The following is an 18168-nucleotide window of genomic DNA, read 5'->3' as shown; positions in this document are numbered from 1 at the left end:
GGGTACAAAGAAGATGTAAGGATTCATGAAAGAACGGGGAACTTCCATACGAAGTGAGAAGATGTTTTATGAACCTTCACTTCTATGGAAGTTGCCCTTTTTTTATTGTCATGCATCTTGTTTGTGAATAAACACATTTTTTGTGAAGTTTTAGGAGGATTTTGAATTATGCAAAACGGTGTTGTTAAGTGGTTTAACGCAGAAAAAGGTTATGGTTTTATTCAAGTTGAAGGTGGAGACGACGTATTCGTACATTACTCTGCAATTCAACAGGAAGGTTTCAAATCTCTTGAAGAAGGTCAAAACGTAGAATTTGAAATTGTTGAAGGCGACCGTGGACCTCAAGCCGCTAATGTTGTAAAAAAATAAATGTTTAACTCATAATAGAGATGGGGATAGTTGGAAAACTATCCCTTTTATTTTGCCAATTACACTTCCTTCAGTTGTTTTAATATTTCATTTTCCTGTGGAATTCGATACAACATTAAGATAATGTGCAAAATTGGAAATAAACAAGCCACCATATAAGATTGAAATAGTAAAGGGATAAAGAAAAATTCTAATCCTACTATAATATAATTCGGGTGACGTATGAACCGATATGGTCCCTTGCGAACTATTGGAGCACGAGGAATATAAACGATTTTCGTATTCCAATAACGTCCTAAAGATACTAAGCACCATAAGCGGAATGCTTGTAGAAAAAAGAACATAAACAGTAACGAGGGCTGTACCGTTTCCTGAAGGGCATGCCTGTAAATTGCTTCCAATAACAAAACAATGAGAAAACAAACATGCGTAAGCACAATCCACTTATAGTGTCCTTCATTCACAATAACGGCTCCATTTCGAATCATCCATCTTTCATTTCGCTTGGCCATGATTAGTTCAATTAAACGTTGAACAACAATGATAAGCCAAAGAATGATATAGATCATATACTTACCCACTCCACCTCAATAAGCTCTGAACTAAAACCCGGACCAAGTGCACTCATAATACTATGGGCCCCTTTTTCCATTCCCTCTACCATCGCATTATATAATACGTATATCACTGTTGGAGAGGACATATTTCCATGATTTCGTAAAATATCATGGGAATGTTGCAATTGTTTTATTGGTACGTTCAATACCTCTTGACATGCTTCTAACACTTTCGGACCACCAGGATGGGCAATAACGGAAGATAGGTGTTCCGTCGTTAAGTTCGATGAAGAAAGAAAGTCCGTTATATGTTCCCGCCAAAACGATCGTACAAGGTTAGGAATACTCTTGGCGAAAATGACATGAAACCCGTCATCTGCAAATTTCCATCCCATTACATCCAGTGCACCCTTCATTAACCTGGAACTAGAACGCTTTACATATGGAACAGTACTTTGTTTAATATCCGGTACAAACGGATGTTCACGACCTAACAGCAATGTTGCTGTTATCCCATCCCCAAACAAGACCGTGCCTATAAAATTACTTTTTCGTGTATCATGCTTTTGAAAGGAAAGGCTACAAAATTCTAAATTTATGACAACAGCACTTTTGTTCGGATTTGCTTTTAACCATTCTGATGCCTTAGCAATTCCGGAAACACCACCAGCACAACCGAGGCCCCATAACGGATATCTAACAACGTCTTGACGAAAAGGCATCTCGTTCATACAACGTGCATCAATAGAAGGTGTAGTAATTCCAGTGCTAGAAACAAAGAATAAACTATCCACCTCTTCAATGGGGAACGGTTTATGTAGAAATAGGTCTTTTCCTAAACAATCCCTTACGGCAGAAACTGAATAAGTGACCGCTTCTTGCTCAAATATATCGTTTCGATCTTGGAATGTATGTTCTTGTTGAAACCATTCAATAGGTACGACGAATTGCCTCTCATTTATAGCTGCATTATCAAAGGCGGGTAACACCCTCTCCAATTCACGTGTATTGCGTGGAAATAATTTCGCCATTAACTGCTTAGCAACATCTTGTGTGATCGTATGTTTTGGTATACTTAACCCGACAGAAGCAATATATGCCATGATTTCATCCTTTTTCTTTTTATGATGTGTAATGGCAATAAGATTATCCAAAAAAAGCCATATCTCGGTTAGGAGATATGGCTCAATCTTAAAATCCGTAAATCGTCATTCCACCATCTACAAAAAGAGTTTGACCAGTTATGTAGTCGCTCGCTTCCGAAGCTAAAAAAACGGCAGCCCCAGCTAATTCCTTTAATTCCCCAATTCGTCGTAAAGGGGTTCGGTCAACGATATCTTGTACATATTGTTCATCTTGTAATAATTTTTCGGTTAAAGCAGTTTCGAAATACCATGGTCCAATGGCATTGATTCGGATGCCATATTTTCCCCACTCTAAAGCTAATGTTTTCGTCATTTGAATTAAAGCGGCTTTCGTCATGCCGTAAACTACGCCTGTGCGTAATGCAACATGCCCTGCAACTGATGTAATATTGATAATTTTTCCGTAGTTCAAATCCTTCATTTTGCGGGCTGCAAATTGAGATAGGAAAAATGCGCCCTTCATATTAACATCCACAATTTTTTCCCACTCATCTTCGGAAACTTTTTCCGCTTCACTACGAATGTTAATACCGGCATTATTGACCCATACATTAATCTCTTTAATTTCGTCCATATGTTCAATAGCAGAAATGATTTCTTGATAATTTTGGACATCTCCGACTATAGTATGTATTGTAGTACCGAATGGAATTAATTCCTCTTTAAATCGATAAAGGTCCTCTTCAGTTCTCGAGATTAATACAACATTAGCTCCTGCTTCAGCATAACTGGAAGCGATGGCACGCCCTATACCTTTTGTAGCTCCTGTTATGACGGCTGTTTTCCCTTTTAAATGAAAATCTGGTAAGTATGTTTCCATCTTTATCACACTCCTTATGTACATTCTATCAAAGTTTTTGATCGACAACATATGAAGTTTACTGAATAAAAAAAAGGTTTTGAAGTTTCACCTTCAAACCTTTTTTTAAAATTGGTATATATCCTTATACTTATACTTCAAGTAATCCACTAAGTAATCAGGATTCAACCCTTCTCCTGTTACATCATGTAATATTTCCAGTGGTTTTTTCATCTTACCATGCTTATGGATATTGTCAGACAACCATTGCTGTATTTTCCGTAAATCATTGTTTTCCACTGCATGATTTACTTGAAATTGTTCATTCATAGCATGAAGGAATTGGGCACCATACATATACCCAAGGGCATAAGATGGAAAGTAGCCAAAACTCCCTCCTGCCCAATGTACATCTTGCAAAACGCCTTCTTGATCATTTTTTGGTCTAATTCCTAAGTACTTATCCATTTTCTCATTCCACAGAGAAGGTAAATCATTGACACTAATTTCTCCACTAATTAAAGCCTTTTCTAGCTCATAACGTAACATAATATGAAGGGAATAGGTCATTTCATCAGCCTCTACCCGAATAAACGATGGTTTCACTTCGTTAATTGCGCGGTAAAAATCATATTTTGACATTGAAGAGATGGATGCTGGAGCGTATTTTTTTAGTATATCAAACTGTTGATTCCAAAAAGGTTCACTTCGAGCAATGAAATTTTCCCAAAATAAAGATTGGGACTCATGGATACCATTGGAAGTTCCAGACGCTAAAGGTGTACCATACAACTTCTCATCGAGGTTTTGTTCATAAAGAGCATGCCCTCCTTCATGAATCGTTCCGAAAACGGCTATACGAAAATCTTGTTCATTATAACGAGTTGTAACACGTACATCCTTGGGATTTAACGAAACCATAAAAGGATGTACCGTTTCATCTAACCTACCTGCATGAAAGTCATAACCCATTTGTCGTAATACTTCTTCACTAAATGCCTTTTGGTTCTCCCTTGGAAAATTTACTAAGATGCTTGATGTATCAGGTTTATAAGGAGAGTTAATGACGGCTTCAAGTAATGGTTTTATTGAATTTTGTAATGTTGGAAATACATCATCCAGGACATCGACTGTAACACCGGGTTCATATAAGTCAAGTAAGGCATCATAAATATGATTATCGTATCCCCAATAGTTCGCAAACTTTATATTAAAGTCCACGAGTCGCTGTAAATATGGTTGAAACATTTTGAAATCCGATTTTTCTTTTGCTTCTTCCCATACTGCTTCAGACTTGGTTTGCAATTGAACATACTCTTTATATTCTTCATTCGGAATTTTCATATTACGATTATATTCTTTTTCACATTCAAAGATAGCCCTTTTTATAATTGGATTTTCAGTTGTACCTTTTAGATCTTCAATATAACCTTTCATTTGTTCAGAGGTGGATAGTTGGTGTACTTTTTGGGATAAAAATCCAATCGTTTCAGAACTTAAACTTACTGATTTTTTTGGGGCGTTCGTTCTTAAATCCCAAAACATTAAGGAAAGAGCTTCATTATAAGATTCGATTTCTTTCATATACGACAAAAAATGTTTTTCCTGCTTTGTATAATCCATCACAATCACTCATTTCTCATTTTATTCAAACGGATTTTCGTACCTTTTTTCCTAGTTCATCCATCATATCAAAAGGGGGGAAAGAGTGTAAAATCTATCTAACAATGTTGATGAAGGACTTTAGTCGTTTTAAGCGAAATGTAAACATACACTAATAAAAAAATGATAGGAGGAATATCTAGTGGGATTTATGAGTGGTATGATGGGCAACTCATCTGAAGTTGATCCAAGCAAAATTAAAGAAGAATTTCAAAATATCTTTGCTCCAAAAGAAGAAGTTTACAAGGGATTCCAGCTAATACGCGATCTGTTCATTTTTACAAATAAACGCTTAATATTGGTTGATAAACAGGGAATAACCGGGAAAAAAATGGAATATTTATCAGTTCCTTATGACAAAATTAATTACTTTAGTGTTGAAACAGCCGGACATTTTGATTTAGATGGAGAATTAAAAATTTGGGTAAGTGGGAAACAAGATCCGATCGAAAAACGTTTTAACAAGAGTGTCAATATATATGAAGTTCAGGCAGTGCTTGCAACATATGCCTGTTAACATACTCAACGTCGTATGGAAATCATTTACTATTGAATTATACAGCATACCTTTGTATTATATATATAGACCAATAAGAAAACACACCTGCAATGTGCGTTTCTCCGTTTGTCTCAAACCGTAGTATAAAAAAGGGATCTTTACATTCCACACATAACAACATGCCCATTAATCGGGAAGTTGAACTGTTTGGTGCGAGAACCCACCTGGTGATTTCCGGGTTTTGAGACATAAGGAAAACGGCAAAGCGGGGATACATATATCTTTCCATTTGTAGTACTCTTCCTATCATTAGGAAGGGTTTTTTGCATTTTATAGCTATATATTTATGGCATGCCCCTTTCGTGCTATACTAGTGGAAAGAGATTAGAGGTGAAACAATGAGAGTTAAATGTATTTTGTGTGATCAAGTGGACAACATTAGTGCCACTTCTTTACTCGCTAAGCAATTACGAAAAAGGCGAGTACAGTCTTACATGTGTACAGAGTGTCGTGAGCGTATTGAAAAACGTACGGAAGAACGAAAAGCGACCGGTAATTTCATCCTTTACCGTGAAAAAAAGAAAGATGATTATATCTAATATAAAAAACGTCCCTCTATGAAGAGGGACGTTCGTCTGCTACGTAATTCGGGAATTTTTCCGGTTCATCATCCATTTGATTTCGAATACATTCGATCAATTCTAGTGGAAAGCGAAATGAACGGGTTTCATCATTTGTCTCACATATTACGAGGTACATATCCTCTTTTTTTTCAACGTGTAAATCCTTTACTGCATGGTCCTCTGTAAGCATCGTACGAAATAGGGCTGCTGTATCTTTTGCTGCTTGATCTTTTGGACGGCTTTCCGCCACTAAATAAATCGTCAACCAGTTATACACAACATCTTGCATAGATTGCATGTAGCTACTACTCCCCTCATCCCTCTTCTACATTTCGTTTGCTTCTTTCAGTATGTAGACGGTAACGATAAATGCCTAACACGACAGCTGAAATTACGAGCACTTCCGCCATTGGTAAGAGAATGGCAAAAATCGTGATGACATAACAGCCTATCGCTAATAACATGTATATGATAAAAGCTTTTAATAATGGTAACTTTCGGGCAAAACCTAGTTTATATGTAATAAAAGAAAAGATATAGATTGTTAAATATAATAACCAAAACCCTGTCTCTCCTCCTATATTTTCAAGAAAAAAGCTTTCAATTGGGCGAAAACCTAAATCAGGTACTGTTTCCGTATTTTGCGCTGCCATGACTGTTCCTCCTTCATTACATTCCTCTCCATCATACTAAAACTTTTCAATTCATGCTACTATTAGAAATAGAATTCAAAATGTTGTCTTGTAGGAATGTTGAAGATTCTGTAAACTATAAGTGGGTGATAATTATGGGAAAATTCAATCTTAAAATGTTTTTATTAGCTGTATCTGTGATCTCATCATTTTCTTTAGTTGGTGTAGCCATTAGTTATCATAATGTTCTATTAACCATTTTCTTTTTCTTATTAGGTTTCGGGTTAATGGGGTTTGGATTAAAACTAAAGGGAAAGAAACAAACGACTATTTCATCATAAAAAAGAAGTGAGGCATTAGACCTCACTTCTTTTTTATTTTTCCCGAATGTAATGATTCACAATATCTTGATGGACCGCACGATTACAGGTAATAACCGTATTCTTTTCTAATATATTAATGGGGCTCCCATCTACTTGTGTTGTAATTCCACCTACTTCGTTTACAATGACAATCCCACCTGCTATATCCCAAGGAGACAGACGCATCGTAATATAAGCATCAATTATTCCTTCTGCTACAAAGGCAAACTCTAATGCAGCAGACCCGTATGAACGGGTCCCTCTTACCTTTCTTATAAGTTCATGAACTCCAGCTTCATCAAGGCGACGGTTGGGCATGGACCAGAAGGCATTCATTGCTAGTAAAGAATCTTCTAGTTTACGGTTTTGCCCTAACATTGGTAGTCGTTCTCCATTCTTATATGCACCTTCACCTTTAATCGCGGTATACAATACATCTGCCATAACATCGTAAATAAAGCCAATTAAGCCTTCGCCATCGACATAAATACCAATCGAAATAGCAAAATTACGCCTTTGGTGAACAAAGTTCATCGTGCCATCAATCGGATCAATAACCCAAATGACACCGTCAACTGAATGGATTTCATCCCCTAACCCTTCTTCTCCCAGGACTTTATGTTCTGGATATGTATGACGAATACGTTTTGCGAAGAACGCTTCAACTTTCTCATCTACTTCTGTTACAAGATCTTTTCGATCAGCCTTCGTATTAACTTCAAAGGGTTTTTCTACATCAATTCGTATTTGCTCTCCTGCTTCTAATATCCACTGTTTCCCTTGTTCAAATAACGAATGTAATTCTTTCCGCTCCATGATAAAACTCCTTTTTTATAGTATCGTTTCAATACATTTGCAAATATTCATATCTTACCCATTGTGCCGGTGTTCCATTTCCCGTTTCACTATATGCATGAAAATTGGGTTTTTTTATAGCATATGATAAAATTTACTAAAATGATAGGATTAAGCTCATACATATATAGAAGAAGGGAGTCACAATCTTGGAACAGTTTAATGGCTTTAATCAAAAAGATTTTGATGTTTTTACCATTACAGGTCTTGAGGAACGAATGGAAGTGCTAAGAGGAACCCTTTCTCCCAAATTAGCAGCATTAGCAGAGGAGATAGCTCCTGAATTGACATCATTAACAGGGGACGAAATGTTTGTCCATGTCGCAAAACATGCACGCCGAACGAAGAATCCGCCAAATGATACATGGGCTGCTTTAGCAAATAATAAACGTGGCTATAAAAAACTTCCACACTTCCAAATTGGACTTTGGGAAACACACTTGTTCATTTGGTTTGCTGTCATTTATGAAAGTCCAATCAAGTCTGACTTTGCTAAAGTCTTAAAGAAACACCAGTCAGAGGTAATGAATCACATACCAACTGAGTTTGTTTGGTCCATTGACCATACGAAACCAGAGTCAATTCCACATAACGGTTTATCGAGAGAAGATTTTTCAAGTATGCTTGACAGACTTGAAACAGTGAAAAAGGCTGAGCTATTGTGCGGTCTACATATTAACCGTCATGACCCAATCTTACAAAACCGCGATGAATTAGTGAATAAATGCGAAGAAACGTTTAAGACACTCCAATACTTATATCAATTAACGAAAGAAAGTTAATGAAAAAACCCTTGTTGTGACAAGGGTTTTACAATTTCACTTTCTCACCTTTTTCTAAGTTCCTGGCTTCTTTTACGACATGATAAGATGAATACCCTGAACCTTCTTCAAACTGTTTCATTAACTGCTTCTCTTCACTTTTACTTGGTACAATCTGTTTAAATCTCGTGTACGCTAATAAAAGGTCGTCCCGACTAACCCCTTTCTCATATGCTTTTTCAATCATTTGAAAAAAATTAACGACATCAATGACTTCTTCTTTTGACCATGTATGGTCAATCGGGTAATGATATTCCATGATATGTCCTCTCCTTCATAAACTCCACTGTTTCCGAATTTGATTAGATTCATCTATAATACGATCAAATAGTTGCTGTACAGTTGGTACATCGTTAATTCTTGCTGCCACCTGACCTGCCCACCCAAAACCTTGTCTTTCATTACCATCATATATATAACGTTTGTTTGCCTCTCCACTTATATACGATTTTAATGTATCGTACGTTTCACCTTGTTCCTCAAGTTGCAATATTTTATCAGTCCACTCGTTTTTTAATGCTCTTGCTGGTGCTCCAAGAGATCGCTTTATTATGACCGTTGATTTTTCATCTGCCCCAAGTAATGCTTGTTTATATGTATCATGTGCATGAACACACTCCTTCGTAGCAATGAACCTTGTACCCATTTCGATACCTTCAGCACCCAGAGCAAAGGCTGCCATTAACCCCTTACCATCGCTAATACCCCCTGAAGCAATAACTGGTATGGAAACAGCATCCACTACTTGCGGTGTTAACACAAACGTACCTACATCATCCCGACCGAGGTGACCTCCCCCTTCATGTCCAACAACCATCACAGCACTAGCTCCGAGTTCTTCAGCTTTCTCTGCCTGTCTTTTGGCTGCAACTAATACCAATGTTTTAATACCCGTACCTTTTACTAAGTCGAGTACAGGTTTAGGATTCCCCCCTGTTACGGATATCACCGGTACTTTCTCGTCAATTGCAACTTTTACCATATGCTCGAATGGACGTCCATGCTGACCGATCGCAAAGTTAACTCCGAACGGTTTATTCGTTAATGTCCGTACTTTGTGTATCTCTTTCTGTAGTGATTGTGAATCAGGTAAACTCATAGCCGTAATTTGTCCTAGACCTCCTGCATTCGAAACGGCTGCAGCTAAATCCGCATATGCTAAATGGGCTAACCCTCCTTGTACAATTGGATATGTAATATTTAACAGCTTCGTGACCCTCGTTTCATAAGACATGATCTCACCCCACAAATTTCCTCTTTTTTTCATGTTATCATGAATGAAATTGATATGTGTGAAAAACTAGTAAAGAGTAGTTGTTTTTGCTATAATTCATATGTTTTTATTCGAAGAAGAGGTGTTTAACGATGTCACAGTATGATACACCCCTGTTTACAGGACTTTTAGAACATGCGAAAAATAATCCAACTCAATTTCACATCCCCGGACATAAGAAAGGGGCTGGGATGGATGAACAGTTTCGGCAATTTATTGGCGACAACGCTCTGTCTATTGATTTAATTAATATCGGTCCATTAGATGATTTACACCATCCCCACGGTATGATTAAAAAAGCCCAAGAACTTGCAGCGCAAGCATTTGGTGCTGATCACACGATATTCTCCGTTCAAGGAACAAGTGGTGCTATTATGACGATGATTATGACTGTATGTCAACCAGGAGATAAAATTATTGTGCCACGTAACGTACATAAATCGGTTACGTCTGCCATCATCTTTTCAGGTGCTACACCTGTATTTATCCACCCAGAATTGGATGAGACATTAGGCGTATCCCACGGCATTACACCGAAAGCTGTAGAAAAAGCGTTAGAGGTTCACTCTGATGCAAAAGGAGTATTAGTAATAAATCCTACTTATTTCGGTATTTCTGCCGACTTAAAGCAAATTGTTGACATTGCTCACTCATACAGTGTTCCGGTTCTCGTTGATGAAGCGCACGGTGTACATATCCATTTTCATGATGCATTGCCTTTGTCTGCCATGCAAGCCGGGGCTGATATGGCAGCTACAAGTGTGCACAAACTAGGTGGCTCATTAACCCAAAGCTCTGTTCTAAATATAAAAGAAGGTCTTGTTTCACCAGAACGCGCCTTATCTATTTTTTCGATGTTAACGACTACATCTACTTCTTACATTTTATTGGCATCTTTAGATGCAGCAAGAAAACATTTAGCTACGAGAGGAAAAGAACTAATTGACCAAGCATTATACCTAGCTGACTATGCTAGGAAACAAATCAATTCTATTTCTCACTTATATTGCCCAGGAAAAGAAATCATCGGAAGTGATGCAAAATTTGATTATGACCCAACAAAGCTAATTATATCTGTAAAACAATTAGGAATTACAGGCTATGATGCTGAAGTATGGTTACGGGAGAAACATAATATTGAAGTGGAGTTGTCCGATTTATATAACATCTTATGTATCATTACTCAAGGTGATACCGAAGAAGATATTAATTTCTTGATTCAAGCTTTGAAGGAATTAGCAGTAGCATTTCAGCACCATGACCAAATTACTCAAGACATAACTGTGAATGTTCCAGAGATTCCTTTGCTTGCCCTATCACCTAGGGATGCTTTTTACTCAGAATCAGAATCTATACCATTAAGGGAAGCTGCAGGTAGAATTAGTGCTGAGTTTGTGATGGTTTATCCACCCGGTATCCCTATATTTATGCCAGGTGAAATTATTACAGAAGAAAATATTCACTACATTGACGAAAATGTTCAAGCAGGGCTTCCTGTACAAGGACCTGAGGATGAGACATTACAAAACATTCGAGTTATTAAAGAGTTTCGTGCATTTCAATAATGAAAATAAAAGCTGTTGTCCCCTGACAACAGCTCATTTTATCAACCATATTATTTCTTTTTACAACCGCAACCTTTTCCATACAACGTTGTTACTTTTTCATCTTCAAAATGAGCAATTACTCTTTGGCAATCTTGACAAACAATTGTACCCATTTCACGCCAACTCCCTTTTTTGATAGCGTTTTCACCCTTTGACTATATTTTAATATGTCACATTAAAGTTTTCAACCTTAAATTAGTATGACATATTTATTTTTTATAACTTTTAATACATTCTTTTTTCAAAACATATGAATAAGTATGTGAACAAATGTGAAAATATTCTGTCATATAAGTCCAGTACATGCTATTATACTTATAGTAGGTTCAATAGGAGTGATGAGATGGGAAGAAGTACGTATGTTTATCCAAAGAATCCAATCACATTACAGGATATTCAAGACCAACTTCAATACTATCAGGAAATCACAACAAAAACTGGAGAGCAATTAAATTGGAATTATGAACAACAAGCGTTCCCTTATGATATTCAATTGAAAGAATATGAAGGTCACCAATATTTATTATTAAAAGGGACATTAGATCGTTATAATTCCATATTAATTGGTGTCATTGATCAACCAAGTCAAAACGCAGTTCAAATTACACTCCCTTCTTCTGCCGAACACGGGGATAAAGGAAAGGCTAATGAACTGGCAAAATTTTTCGCTAAAAAGTTTAACGGAACATTACAATTATTTAACGGAAGGCTGATACAATAAACGACCCTTACTTTTCGTAAGGGTCGTTTTTTTAACCGTTATGGAGTTTGAATTAAATCCGGGTCGACGAACTGAAAGCCTTTATCTTGAATGCCTGTGACAATTTCCTCTAGGGCTTCATATGTCCATTCACGGTCATGCATAAGTAAATTTGCGCCGTTACTAAGAAGTTCGGTATTCACCATAATGTCGGCAATTGCCTCTTTTGTCATGTAATCAGCCATAAAATCATACCCGAAAGACCAATTCATCAGTGCCATACCTTCTTCTTTCACTAAGTTTTTCGCATAATCGGTATTAACACCATGTGGAGCACGGAAAAATTTCGGTCTTTCTCCTGTAATATCTTCAATTAAGTCACTATTTTTCATGATTTCTTCATACTGTTCCTCTTCCGAAATCGTGTCTAGACGGGTATGACCATAAGTATGGTTTCCGATTTCAAACCCCAACTCTGCAATTTGCTTAAGTTGCTCTCGACCATCACCCTTTTCAATAAAAATACCATTTACGAAAAAGATAGCTTTTACATCTAAGTTCTTTAACGTTTTAGCCATTTCCAGGGAGTACTTATCTGGTGCATCGTCTATCGTCATTAATACGACATTATGGGCGACATCTTCTTCCATAGGTTTAATACTCCAGACGTTGGAAACTTCATATAGGGGGGATTTCATCTCTTCTTCTTCAATCCCATTTTCATCAACATCTTCTTCGGGTTCATTGACCTCTTCATCATTTTGGTTTACATCTGGTTTTGTTTGCTCTTCAGGTTCTTGGCCTACCTGTGTATCCCCATCTAGATTGTCTGAATTTTTTGAACAGCCTGCCATTATTGTTGCAATTATGATGAGGCAGATGAATTGTCTCATATGTGTTCCCCCTTTTTTTGAAATTCAATGCTTATTACTTTCATTATACATAAGTATTTAGTATTATGGTGAAGGTTTGCGAAAAAATGTCCCCAGGCTACAAACATACCAAGCATAATATTTACGAAAAAACAAATGACTAACAAGAGACATATGAAAAAATGAACAAGAATTGAACTTAAGGGGTTGAATAATATGACACAACATGTATCACGCGTATTTTATATTGCACTCGTTGTTGCACTCCTATTTATTATATGGGGTATCATTCCGGCAGACACTTGGCCCAATTGGAATCTGGATACGGTAACATCGAAAACACAAACATTTATCGTCCAAAAGTTTGGCTGGTTTTATTTGCTATCAGCTACAGCGTTTTTAATCTTATCCATCTTTTTAATCTTCTCTAAGTATGGAAACATTGTACTCGGTAAGGATGGGTCGAAACCTGACTATCCATACATCACTTGGTTTGGTATGTTATTTAGTGCTGGTATGGGAATTGGACTAGTGTTTTGGGGTGTTGCCGAACCAATGTATCACTTTCATACACCACCAGTTCAAGGCGTAGAAGGGGCAAGTTCAGATGCAGCTAGAACTGCTATGCGTTATAGCTTTTTCCATTGGGGACTACATCCATGGGCCATTTATGCGGTCTTAGCATTAGCCCTTGCTTACTTCCAGTTCCGTAAGGATCAGCCTGGACTTATTAGTAGTGTGCTTACACCAATGTTCGGTGATAAAATGCAAGGTGGTTGGGGAACAACCGTTAACTTTATCGCAGTATTTGCAACAATTTTTGGTGTAGCTACATCATTGGGTTTTGGTGCCCAACAAATTAGTGGTGGGGTTGGCTACCTTTTACCAGGTGTTGAAAATGGATTTCCACTTCAATTAACCGTTATTATTGTTGTTACAGTTTTATTCTTGCTTTCAGCAATGACAGGATTGAACAAAGGGATTAAATACTTAAGTAATACAAACATTGTACTAGCCATTTTGTTAATGTTTTTTGTTCTTTTTGCAGGACCAACAAACTTAATCATGGATTTATTTACAACTACACTTGGTAGTTATGCTCAAAACTTGCCTTCTATGAGCTTTCGCATGACTCCATTTGCTGAAGGAAGTACTTGGGTTCATTCTTGGACTATCTTCTATTGGGCATGGTGGATCGCGTGGGCACCATTTGTTGGAACGTTTATAGCAAGAGTATCTAAAGGACGTACAGTTCGTGAATTTATTCTAGGTGTGTTACTTGTACCAACAATCTTCGGTGCACTATGGTTCTCCACTTTTGGTGGGTCTGCCATATCGTTAGAATTTTATGAGGGTCTGGATATTATGGGGGTAATGTCTGAGCAGGGTACAGAAGTAGCATTATTTACAGTACTAGAACAATACCCATTAGGCGCTTTAACGACAATTATTGCGATTTTATTAATTAGCACGTTCTTTGTTACATCTGCAGATTCAGCTACATTTGTTTTAGGGATGCAAACGACAAATGGTAGCCTGAATCCTAACAACAAAGTAAAATTCACTTGGGGCATCATCCAATCTGCAGCTGCTGCTGTGCTATTATGGCAAGGGGGATTAGGCGCTCTGCAAACTGCGTCAATTATCGCAGCCTTCCCATTTACCATTATCATGATTTTGATAATATTCTCCTTATTAAAAGAATTTAACGAGGAGGCGAAACAATATCCTTTACGCAGACGCCGAAAACATGAGGAAGTTAAATAAAGGATAATATTGAACATCTCTTTGAATGCGGTTGAAAGAGAAAAGTAATTGAGTCAGTAAATCACACAATACAAATAGCAAAACAAAAGGATCAGATTCTATAATCTGATCCTTTTTTGTCTCTTATCAACTGTCTTCTTCAACTAATGCCTCCCCTTTTGTAAAAACTGAGGTACGAGTTAGTAATTGCACACCGAAAGGCCTGTTATCTCATGGTTTCTCCAACCAACCGAACCCCTTAATGAAGAAAGTATTTATCGGTAAATATAATGAGATATCATACAGATATAGTTAATTTATGGATAAAATTGTTAAATATATAATATAATCTAAACTGAATATGAAATTTTTCAATTATGTAACAATTTGTTAACATGTCCAAAAATCGTTCATTAGTTTGATAAAATAGGATAAAACATCAAGTAGGTGTTAAAATGGAAACGAAGAAAATAACGAATACATTTATATGCTTAATGTTGCTTCTAACTACTTCATCTTGTGTGAGAACAGAGGCATCTGTTGATGTTGTATTGTACCAACCATATGATTTTGATGTTCTACTATTTTCTAATAAGCAAAATTATCAAGTTGAGGAATCCTACATAAATGCAATGTTAACATTACAAAGGAAAACAACGAAAAATGAAACTGTTTGGAAACAAACAATTATGGATACACCTCCCAATATTTCCATCCAAGAATACCCTACGCTTATCATCATGAAAGATCAACAAATCCTTATGAAAATATCCGGACCGAAAGAAAAACAAGATATTCTAGCTATTATTTCTGAAATTATTGTCGAAGATGACGTAGATATCTAATACGTGGTTCACAATCATATAAAAAAGCTTGAATCCCCAAGGATTCAAGCTTTTTACTTATAAGTTCAATTCCATTATTTGACGATATGAATTGGCATACCAAGTGCAGCTTCAGCTGCTTCCATTGTTACCTCACCTAATGTAGGGTGAGCATGGATAGTTAATGCAATATCTTCTGCTGTCATACCAGCTTCAATTGCTAAACCAAGTTCAGCAATGACATCACTTGCGCTAGGACCAGCAACTTGTGCACCAATTACTAATCCATCCTCTTTACGAGTTACAAGCTTTACGAAACCATCTGAATCATTGAGAGAAAGGGCACGACCATTTGCCGCGAATGGGAACTTCGCTGCATTTACATTATATCCCGCTTCTTTCGCCTCAGCCTCTGAATATCCTACTGTTGCTAGTTCGGGGTCAGAGAAGACAACAGCCGGAATACCTAAGTAATCAATTTCAGACTTTTCCCCACTGATAGCTTCAGCAGCGATTTTTCCTTCATATGATGCTTTATGTGCTAAAGGTGGTCCATCAACAATATCTCCGATTGCATAAATATTCTCAACGTTAGTACGACATTGCTTGTCAATTTTAATTAGACCACGGTCATCCATTTCAATCCCTACTTGCTCTAAACCGAGCTCATCAGTATTAGGACGACGACCAACTGTTACAAGTACATAATCTGCATCAATTTTTTCTTCTTTACCTTTTGCTTCATATGTTACTGTTACACCGGTTTTCTTTTCCTTAACACCTTTCGCCATCGCTTTCGTAATGATGTTAACACCTTTTTTCTTCAAACGGCGCTTTACTAAAGATGACATTTGTTTTTCGAATCCACCTAAAATTTCGTCTGAACCTTCAAGAATCGTTACTTCAGTTCCGAATCCAGCATAAGCATTCCCTAGCTCGGTACCAATGTAACCACCGCCGATTACAACGAGTTTTTTAGGTACTTCCTTTAAGTTTAATGCACCAGTTGAATCGAGCACACGGTCAGAATACTTAAAGGATGGAATCTCAATAGGACGTGAACCAGTTGCAAGAATTGCGTTTTTAAACTTATATGTCTGGGAGTTCTTTTCATCCATTACTTTAGCCGTATTTTTATCTACAAAGAAAGCCTCGCCGGATACGATGTCGACTTTGTTTCCTTTTAATAGGCCTTCTACTCCACCAGTAAGTTTGTTTACAACACTTTCTTTCCACTTTTGAACTTTTGAAAAGTCTAGTGATACACCTTCTGCTTTAATTCCCATTTCTTCAGAATGTTGTGTTTCTTCATATCGGTGAGAAGCAGAAATTAATGCTTTAGAAGGAATACAACCCACGTTTAAACATACTCCACCTAGTGTCCCTTTTTCAACGATTGTTACTTTTTGCCCTAGTTGTGCGGCACGGATAGCAGCTACATAACCACCAGGTCCTGCGCCGACAACGAGAGTATCAACTTCTACAGGAAAATCTCCAACTACCATACTTTTACGCCTCCATCATAATAAGTTGTGGATCATTTAACAAACGCTTAATATGATTCATTGCATTTTGAGCTGTTGCACCGTCAATCATACGGTGGTCAAAGCTTAATGACAGCGCCAATACTGGAGCGACAACAACTTCACCGTTGCGTACGATTGGTTTCTCAGCAATACGACCAATACCTAAGATAGCAACCTCAGGATGGTTAATAACTGGAGTAAACCACTGTCCACCAGCTGATCCGATATTCGTTATCGTACAAGATGCACCTTTCATTTCGTTTGGTGCTAATTTCCCATCGCGAGCTTTTACTGCCAACTCATTGATTTCGTTAGAAATCTCAAATACAGATTTACGATCTGCATCTTTGACTACAGGTACCAGGAGACCTTTATCAGTATCCGCTGCAATACCGATATTATAGTAATGCTTATGGACAATTTCTTCTGTTGCATCATCATAAGAAGTGTTAAATACTGGGTACTTCTTTAATGCTGATACAAGTGCTTTTACAACATAAGGTAGATATGTGAGTTTCACACCTTGTTCAGCAGCTGCTTCTTTAAACTTCTTACGGTGTGCAACTAATTCTGTTACATCAATATCATCCATTAGTGTTACGTGAGGAGCTGTATGTTTAGAATTAACCATTGCTTTCGCAATTGCTTTACGTATTCCACTAATCTTCTCACGAGTTTCTGGTAATGGACCTTCAGGAATCGGCTGTTTTGCAGCTGGTTGGTCAGAAGCAGTTTCAGTTGTTTCAGCAGCTGCTGCAGGTGCCTCTGCTTGTGCAGCCGGTTGGTCTCCACTTAAGAATCCATCTACATCTTCTTTAAGAACACGGCCGTTTTTACCTGTTCCAGTTACTTGACGGATGTCAACACCTTTTTCACGAGCATATTTTCTAACTGAAGGCATTGCAATGACACGTTTACCTTCTACATCTGCGCTGGCAGCAGGCTCTTCTTTAGTTTCGACATTAGCTGTCTCATTTCCTGCTTTTTCGATTTTTTCTTCTTTTGGTGCTTCTTCTTGGGCTGGTTCGGCTGATTCATAACCTTCTGCTTCAATTGTAATGATCGTGTCACCAACTACAGCTACTTCCCCTTCAGCTACTTTGATATCAAGTACTTTTCCTTCTACAGGAGACGGGATTTCAACAACTGCTTTATCATTTTGCACTTCGCAAAGTACATCATCTTCTTTTATTTCTTCGCCAACTTTGACGAACCATTTCACTATTTCGCCTTCGTGTATACCTTCACCAATATCTGGTAGTTTAAATTCGTAGGCCACAAAAATTCCCTCCTATT

22 protein-coding genes and 1 other RNA gene are annotated in these 18168 nt (G+C 37.4%); 10 read left to right on the top strand and 13 right to left on the bottom strand.

Translation table 11 applies throughout. The features are described 5' to 3' along the window. Positions 1-168 precede the first annotated feature (168 nt). The gene (locus NLW78_RS04470) at positions 169-369 is read left to right on the top strand and encodes a cold-shock protein (RefSeq protein ID WP_254495784.1); all 201 of its coding nucleotides are present in this window, start codon (positions 169-171) and stop codon (positions 367-369) included. Positions 370-428: 59 nt separating this feature from the next. Here the strand turns inward: NLW78_RS04470 and NLW78_RS04465 are convergent, their stop codons facing one another. The 4 genes from NLW78_RS04465 to NLW78_RS04450 all read right to left on the bottom strand — a co-directional run bounded on the left by NLW78_RS04465 (position 429) and on the right by NLW78_RS04450 (position 4493). After that, positions 429-938 (bottom strand): isoprenylcysteine carboxyl methyltransferase family protein, encoded by a 510-nt coding sequence (locus NLW78_RS04465; RefSeq protein ID WP_254495783.1) that lies wholly within the window; start codon positions 936-938, stop codon positions 429-431. Continuing rightward, the gene (locus tag NLW78_RS04460) at positions 935-2029 is read right to left on the bottom strand and encodes a type III polyketide synthase (RefSeq protein WP_254495782.1); all 1095 of its coding nucleotides are present in this window, start codon (positions 2027-2029) and stop codon (positions 935-937) included. The genes NLW78_RS04465 and NLW78_RS04460 overlap by 4 nt, the downstream gene beginning before the upstream one ends. Before the next feature lie 88 nt (positions 2030-2117). Further along, a complete protein-coding gene (locus NLW78_RS04455) occupies positions 2118-2891 on the bottom strand; it encodes an SDR family NAD(P)-dependent oxidoreductase (protein WP_254495781.1) in 774 nt (257 codons plus the stop codon). A 105-nt stretch (positions 2892-2996) separates the two neighbouring features. Continuing rightward, positions 2997-4493 (bottom strand): carboxypeptidase M32, encoded by a 1497-nt coding sequence (locus NLW78_RS04450; RefSeq protein ID WP_302328412.1) that lies wholly within the window; start codon positions 4491-4493, stop codon positions 2997-2999. A 181-nt stretch (positions 4494-4674) separates the two neighbouring features. Between NLW78_RS04450 and NLW78_RS04445 the strand changes: the two genes are divergently transcribed. The 3 genes from NLW78_RS04445 to NLW78_RS04435 all read left to right on the top strand — a co-directional run bounded on the left by NLW78_RS04445 (position 4675) and on the right by NLW78_RS04435 (position 5630). Continuing rightward, positions 4675-5049, top strand: a complete 375-nt coding sequence (locus NLW78_RS04445) for a PH domain-containing protein (RefSeq protein WP_254495779.1) — start codon at positions 4675-4677, stop codon at positions 5047-5049. A gap of 81 nt (positions 5050-5130) precedes the next feature. After that, positions 5131-5307, top strand: a non-coding RNA gene (ssrS, locus tag NLW78_RS04440) — 6S RNA. 122 nt (positions 5308-5429) lie between these two features. After that, the gene (locus tag NLW78_RS04435) at positions 5430-5630 is read left to right on the top strand and encodes a YlaI family protein (protein WP_254495778.1); all 201 of its coding nucleotides are present in this window, start codon (positions 5430-5432) and stop codon (positions 5628-5630) included. A gap of 16 nt (positions 5631-5646) precedes the next feature. Here NLW78_RS04435 and NLW78_RS04430 read toward each other — a convergent pair whose 3' ends face one another. Next, on the bottom strand, positions 5647-5952 hold the full coding sequence (locus tag NLW78_RS04430; protein ID WP_254495777.1) for a hypothetical protein: 306 nt from the start codon (positions 5950-5952) through the stop codon (positions 5647-5649). A 16-nt stretch (positions 5953-5968) separates the two neighbouring features. After that, positions 5969-6307 (bottom strand): YlaH-like family protein, encoded by a 339-nt coding sequence (locus NLW78_RS04425; RefSeq protein WP_254495776.1) that lies wholly within the window; start codon positions 6305-6307, stop codon positions 5969-5971. A 134-nt stretch (positions 6308-6441) separates the two neighbouring features. On the opposite strand from NLW78_RS04425, the gene NLW78_RS04420 reads away from it, so the two are divergent. Further along, the gene (locus NLW78_RS04420; protein ID WP_254495775.1) at positions 6442-6627 is read left to right on the top strand and encodes a DUF5325 family protein; all 186 of its coding nucleotides are present in this window, start codon (positions 6442-6444) and stop codon (positions 6625-6627) included. Between the two features lie 33 nt (positions 6628-6660). Here NLW78_RS04420 and NLW78_RS04415 read toward each other — a convergent pair whose 3' ends face one another. Then, complete coding sequence (locus tag NLW78_RS04415; RefSeq protein ID WP_254495774.1) at positions 6661-7464, bottom strand: inositol monophosphatase family protein; 804 nt, start codon at positions 7462-7464, stop codon at positions 6661-6663. A gap of 188 nt (positions 7465-7652) precedes the next feature. Between NLW78_RS04415 and NLW78_RS04410 the strand changes: the two genes are divergently transcribed. Further along, the gene (locus NLW78_RS04410) at positions 7653-8285 is read left to right on the top strand and encodes a YktB family protein (protein ID WP_254495773.1); all 633 of its coding nucleotides are present in this window, start codon (positions 7653-7655) and stop codon (positions 8283-8285) included. Positions 8286-8313: 28 nt separating this feature from the next. On the opposite strand, the gene NLW78_RS04405 is transcribed toward NLW78_RS04410, so the two are convergent. Next, positions 8314-8583 carry a UPF0223 family protein gene (locus NLW78_RS04405; RefSeq protein WP_254495772.1) on the bottom strand — a complete coding sequence of 90 codons (270 nt, stop codon included), beginning with the start codon at positions 8581-8583 and terminating at the stop codon, positions 8314-8316. Positions 8584-8598: 15 nt separating this feature from the next. After that, complete coding sequence (locus tag NLW78_RS04400) at positions 8599-9558, bottom strand: NAD(P)H-dependent flavin oxidoreductase (RefSeq protein ID WP_254495771.1); 960 nt, start codon at positions 9556-9558, stop codon at positions 8599-8601. A gap of 131 nt (positions 9559-9689) precedes the next feature. Between NLW78_RS04400 and NLW78_RS04395 the strand changes: the two genes are divergently transcribed. After that, positions 9690-11162: an aminotransferase class I/II-fold pyridoxal phosphate-dependent enzyme gene (locus NLW78_RS04395; RefSeq protein WP_254495770.1), complete on the top strand. Its 1473-nt coding sequence runs from the start codon at positions 9690-9692 to the stop codon at positions 11160-11162. A gap of 50 nt (positions 11163-11212) precedes the next feature. Here NLW78_RS04395 and NLW78_RS04390 read toward each other — a convergent pair whose 3' ends face one another. Next, on the bottom strand, positions 11213-11317 hold the full coding sequence (locus NLW78_RS04390) for a GapA-binding peptide SR1P (RefSeq protein ID WP_254495769.1): 105 nt from the start codon (positions 11315-11317) through the stop codon (positions 11213-11215). A gap of 230 nt (positions 11318-11547) precedes the next feature. Here NLW78_RS04390 and NLW78_RS04385 point away from each other — a divergent pair, with 230 nt between their 5' ends. After that, a complete protein-coding gene (locus tag NLW78_RS04385; protein WP_254495768.1) occupies positions 11548-11925 on the top strand; it encodes a DUF1885 family protein in 378 nt (125 codons plus the stop codon). A 38-nt stretch (positions 11926-11963) separates the two neighbouring features. On the opposite strand, the gene NLW78_RS04380 is transcribed toward NLW78_RS04385, so the two are convergent. Further along, on the bottom strand, positions 11964-12797 hold the full coding sequence (locus NLW78_RS04380; RefSeq protein WP_254495767.1) for a polysaccharide deacetylase family protein: 834 nt from the start codon (positions 12795-12797) through the stop codon (positions 11964-11966). Between the two features lie 195 nt (positions 12798-12992). Here NLW78_RS04380 and NLW78_RS04375 point away from each other — a divergent pair, with 195 nt between their 5' ends. Next, positions 12993-14543: a glycine betaine uptake BCCT transporter gene (locus NLW78_RS04375; RefSeq protein WP_254495766.1), complete on the top strand. Its 1551-nt coding sequence runs from the start codon at positions 12993-12995 to the stop codon at positions 14541-14543. A 434-nt stretch (positions 14544-14977) separates the two neighbouring features. Continuing rightward, positions 14978-15367, top strand: a complete 390-nt coding sequence (locus NLW78_RS04370) for a hypothetical protein (protein WP_254495765.1) — start codon at positions 14978-14980, stop codon at positions 15365-15367. A gap of 74 nt (positions 15368-15441) precedes the next feature. Here the strand turns inward: NLW78_RS04370 and lpdA are convergent, their stop codons facing one another. Together lpdA and NLW78_RS04360 are read right to left on the bottom strand one after the other, a co-directional pair. Beyond that, the gene (gene lpdA / locus NLW78_RS04365) at positions 15442-16851 is read right to left on the bottom strand and encodes a dihydrolipoyl dehydrogenase (protein WP_254495764.1); all 1410 of its coding nucleotides are present in this window, start codon (positions 16849-16851) and stop codon (positions 15442-15444) included. A 4-nt stretch (positions 16852-16855) separates the two neighbouring features. Continuing rightward, complete coding sequence (locus NLW78_RS04360; protein WP_254495763.1) at positions 16856-18151, bottom strand: dihydrolipoamide acetyltransferase family protein; 1296 nt, start codon at positions 18149-18151, stop codon at positions 16856-16858. Positions 18152-18168 lie beyond the last annotated feature (17 nt).

This window comes from Salirhabdus salicampi, from assembly GCF_024259515.1.
Classification (GTDB): Bacteria; Bacillota; Bacilli; order Bacillales; family Alkalibacillaceae; genus Salirhabdus_A; species Salirhabdus_A salicampi.
The sequence above is the reverse complement of the archived record's forward strand: the minus strand, read 5'-3'. Positions and strand labels throughout refer to the sequence as shown.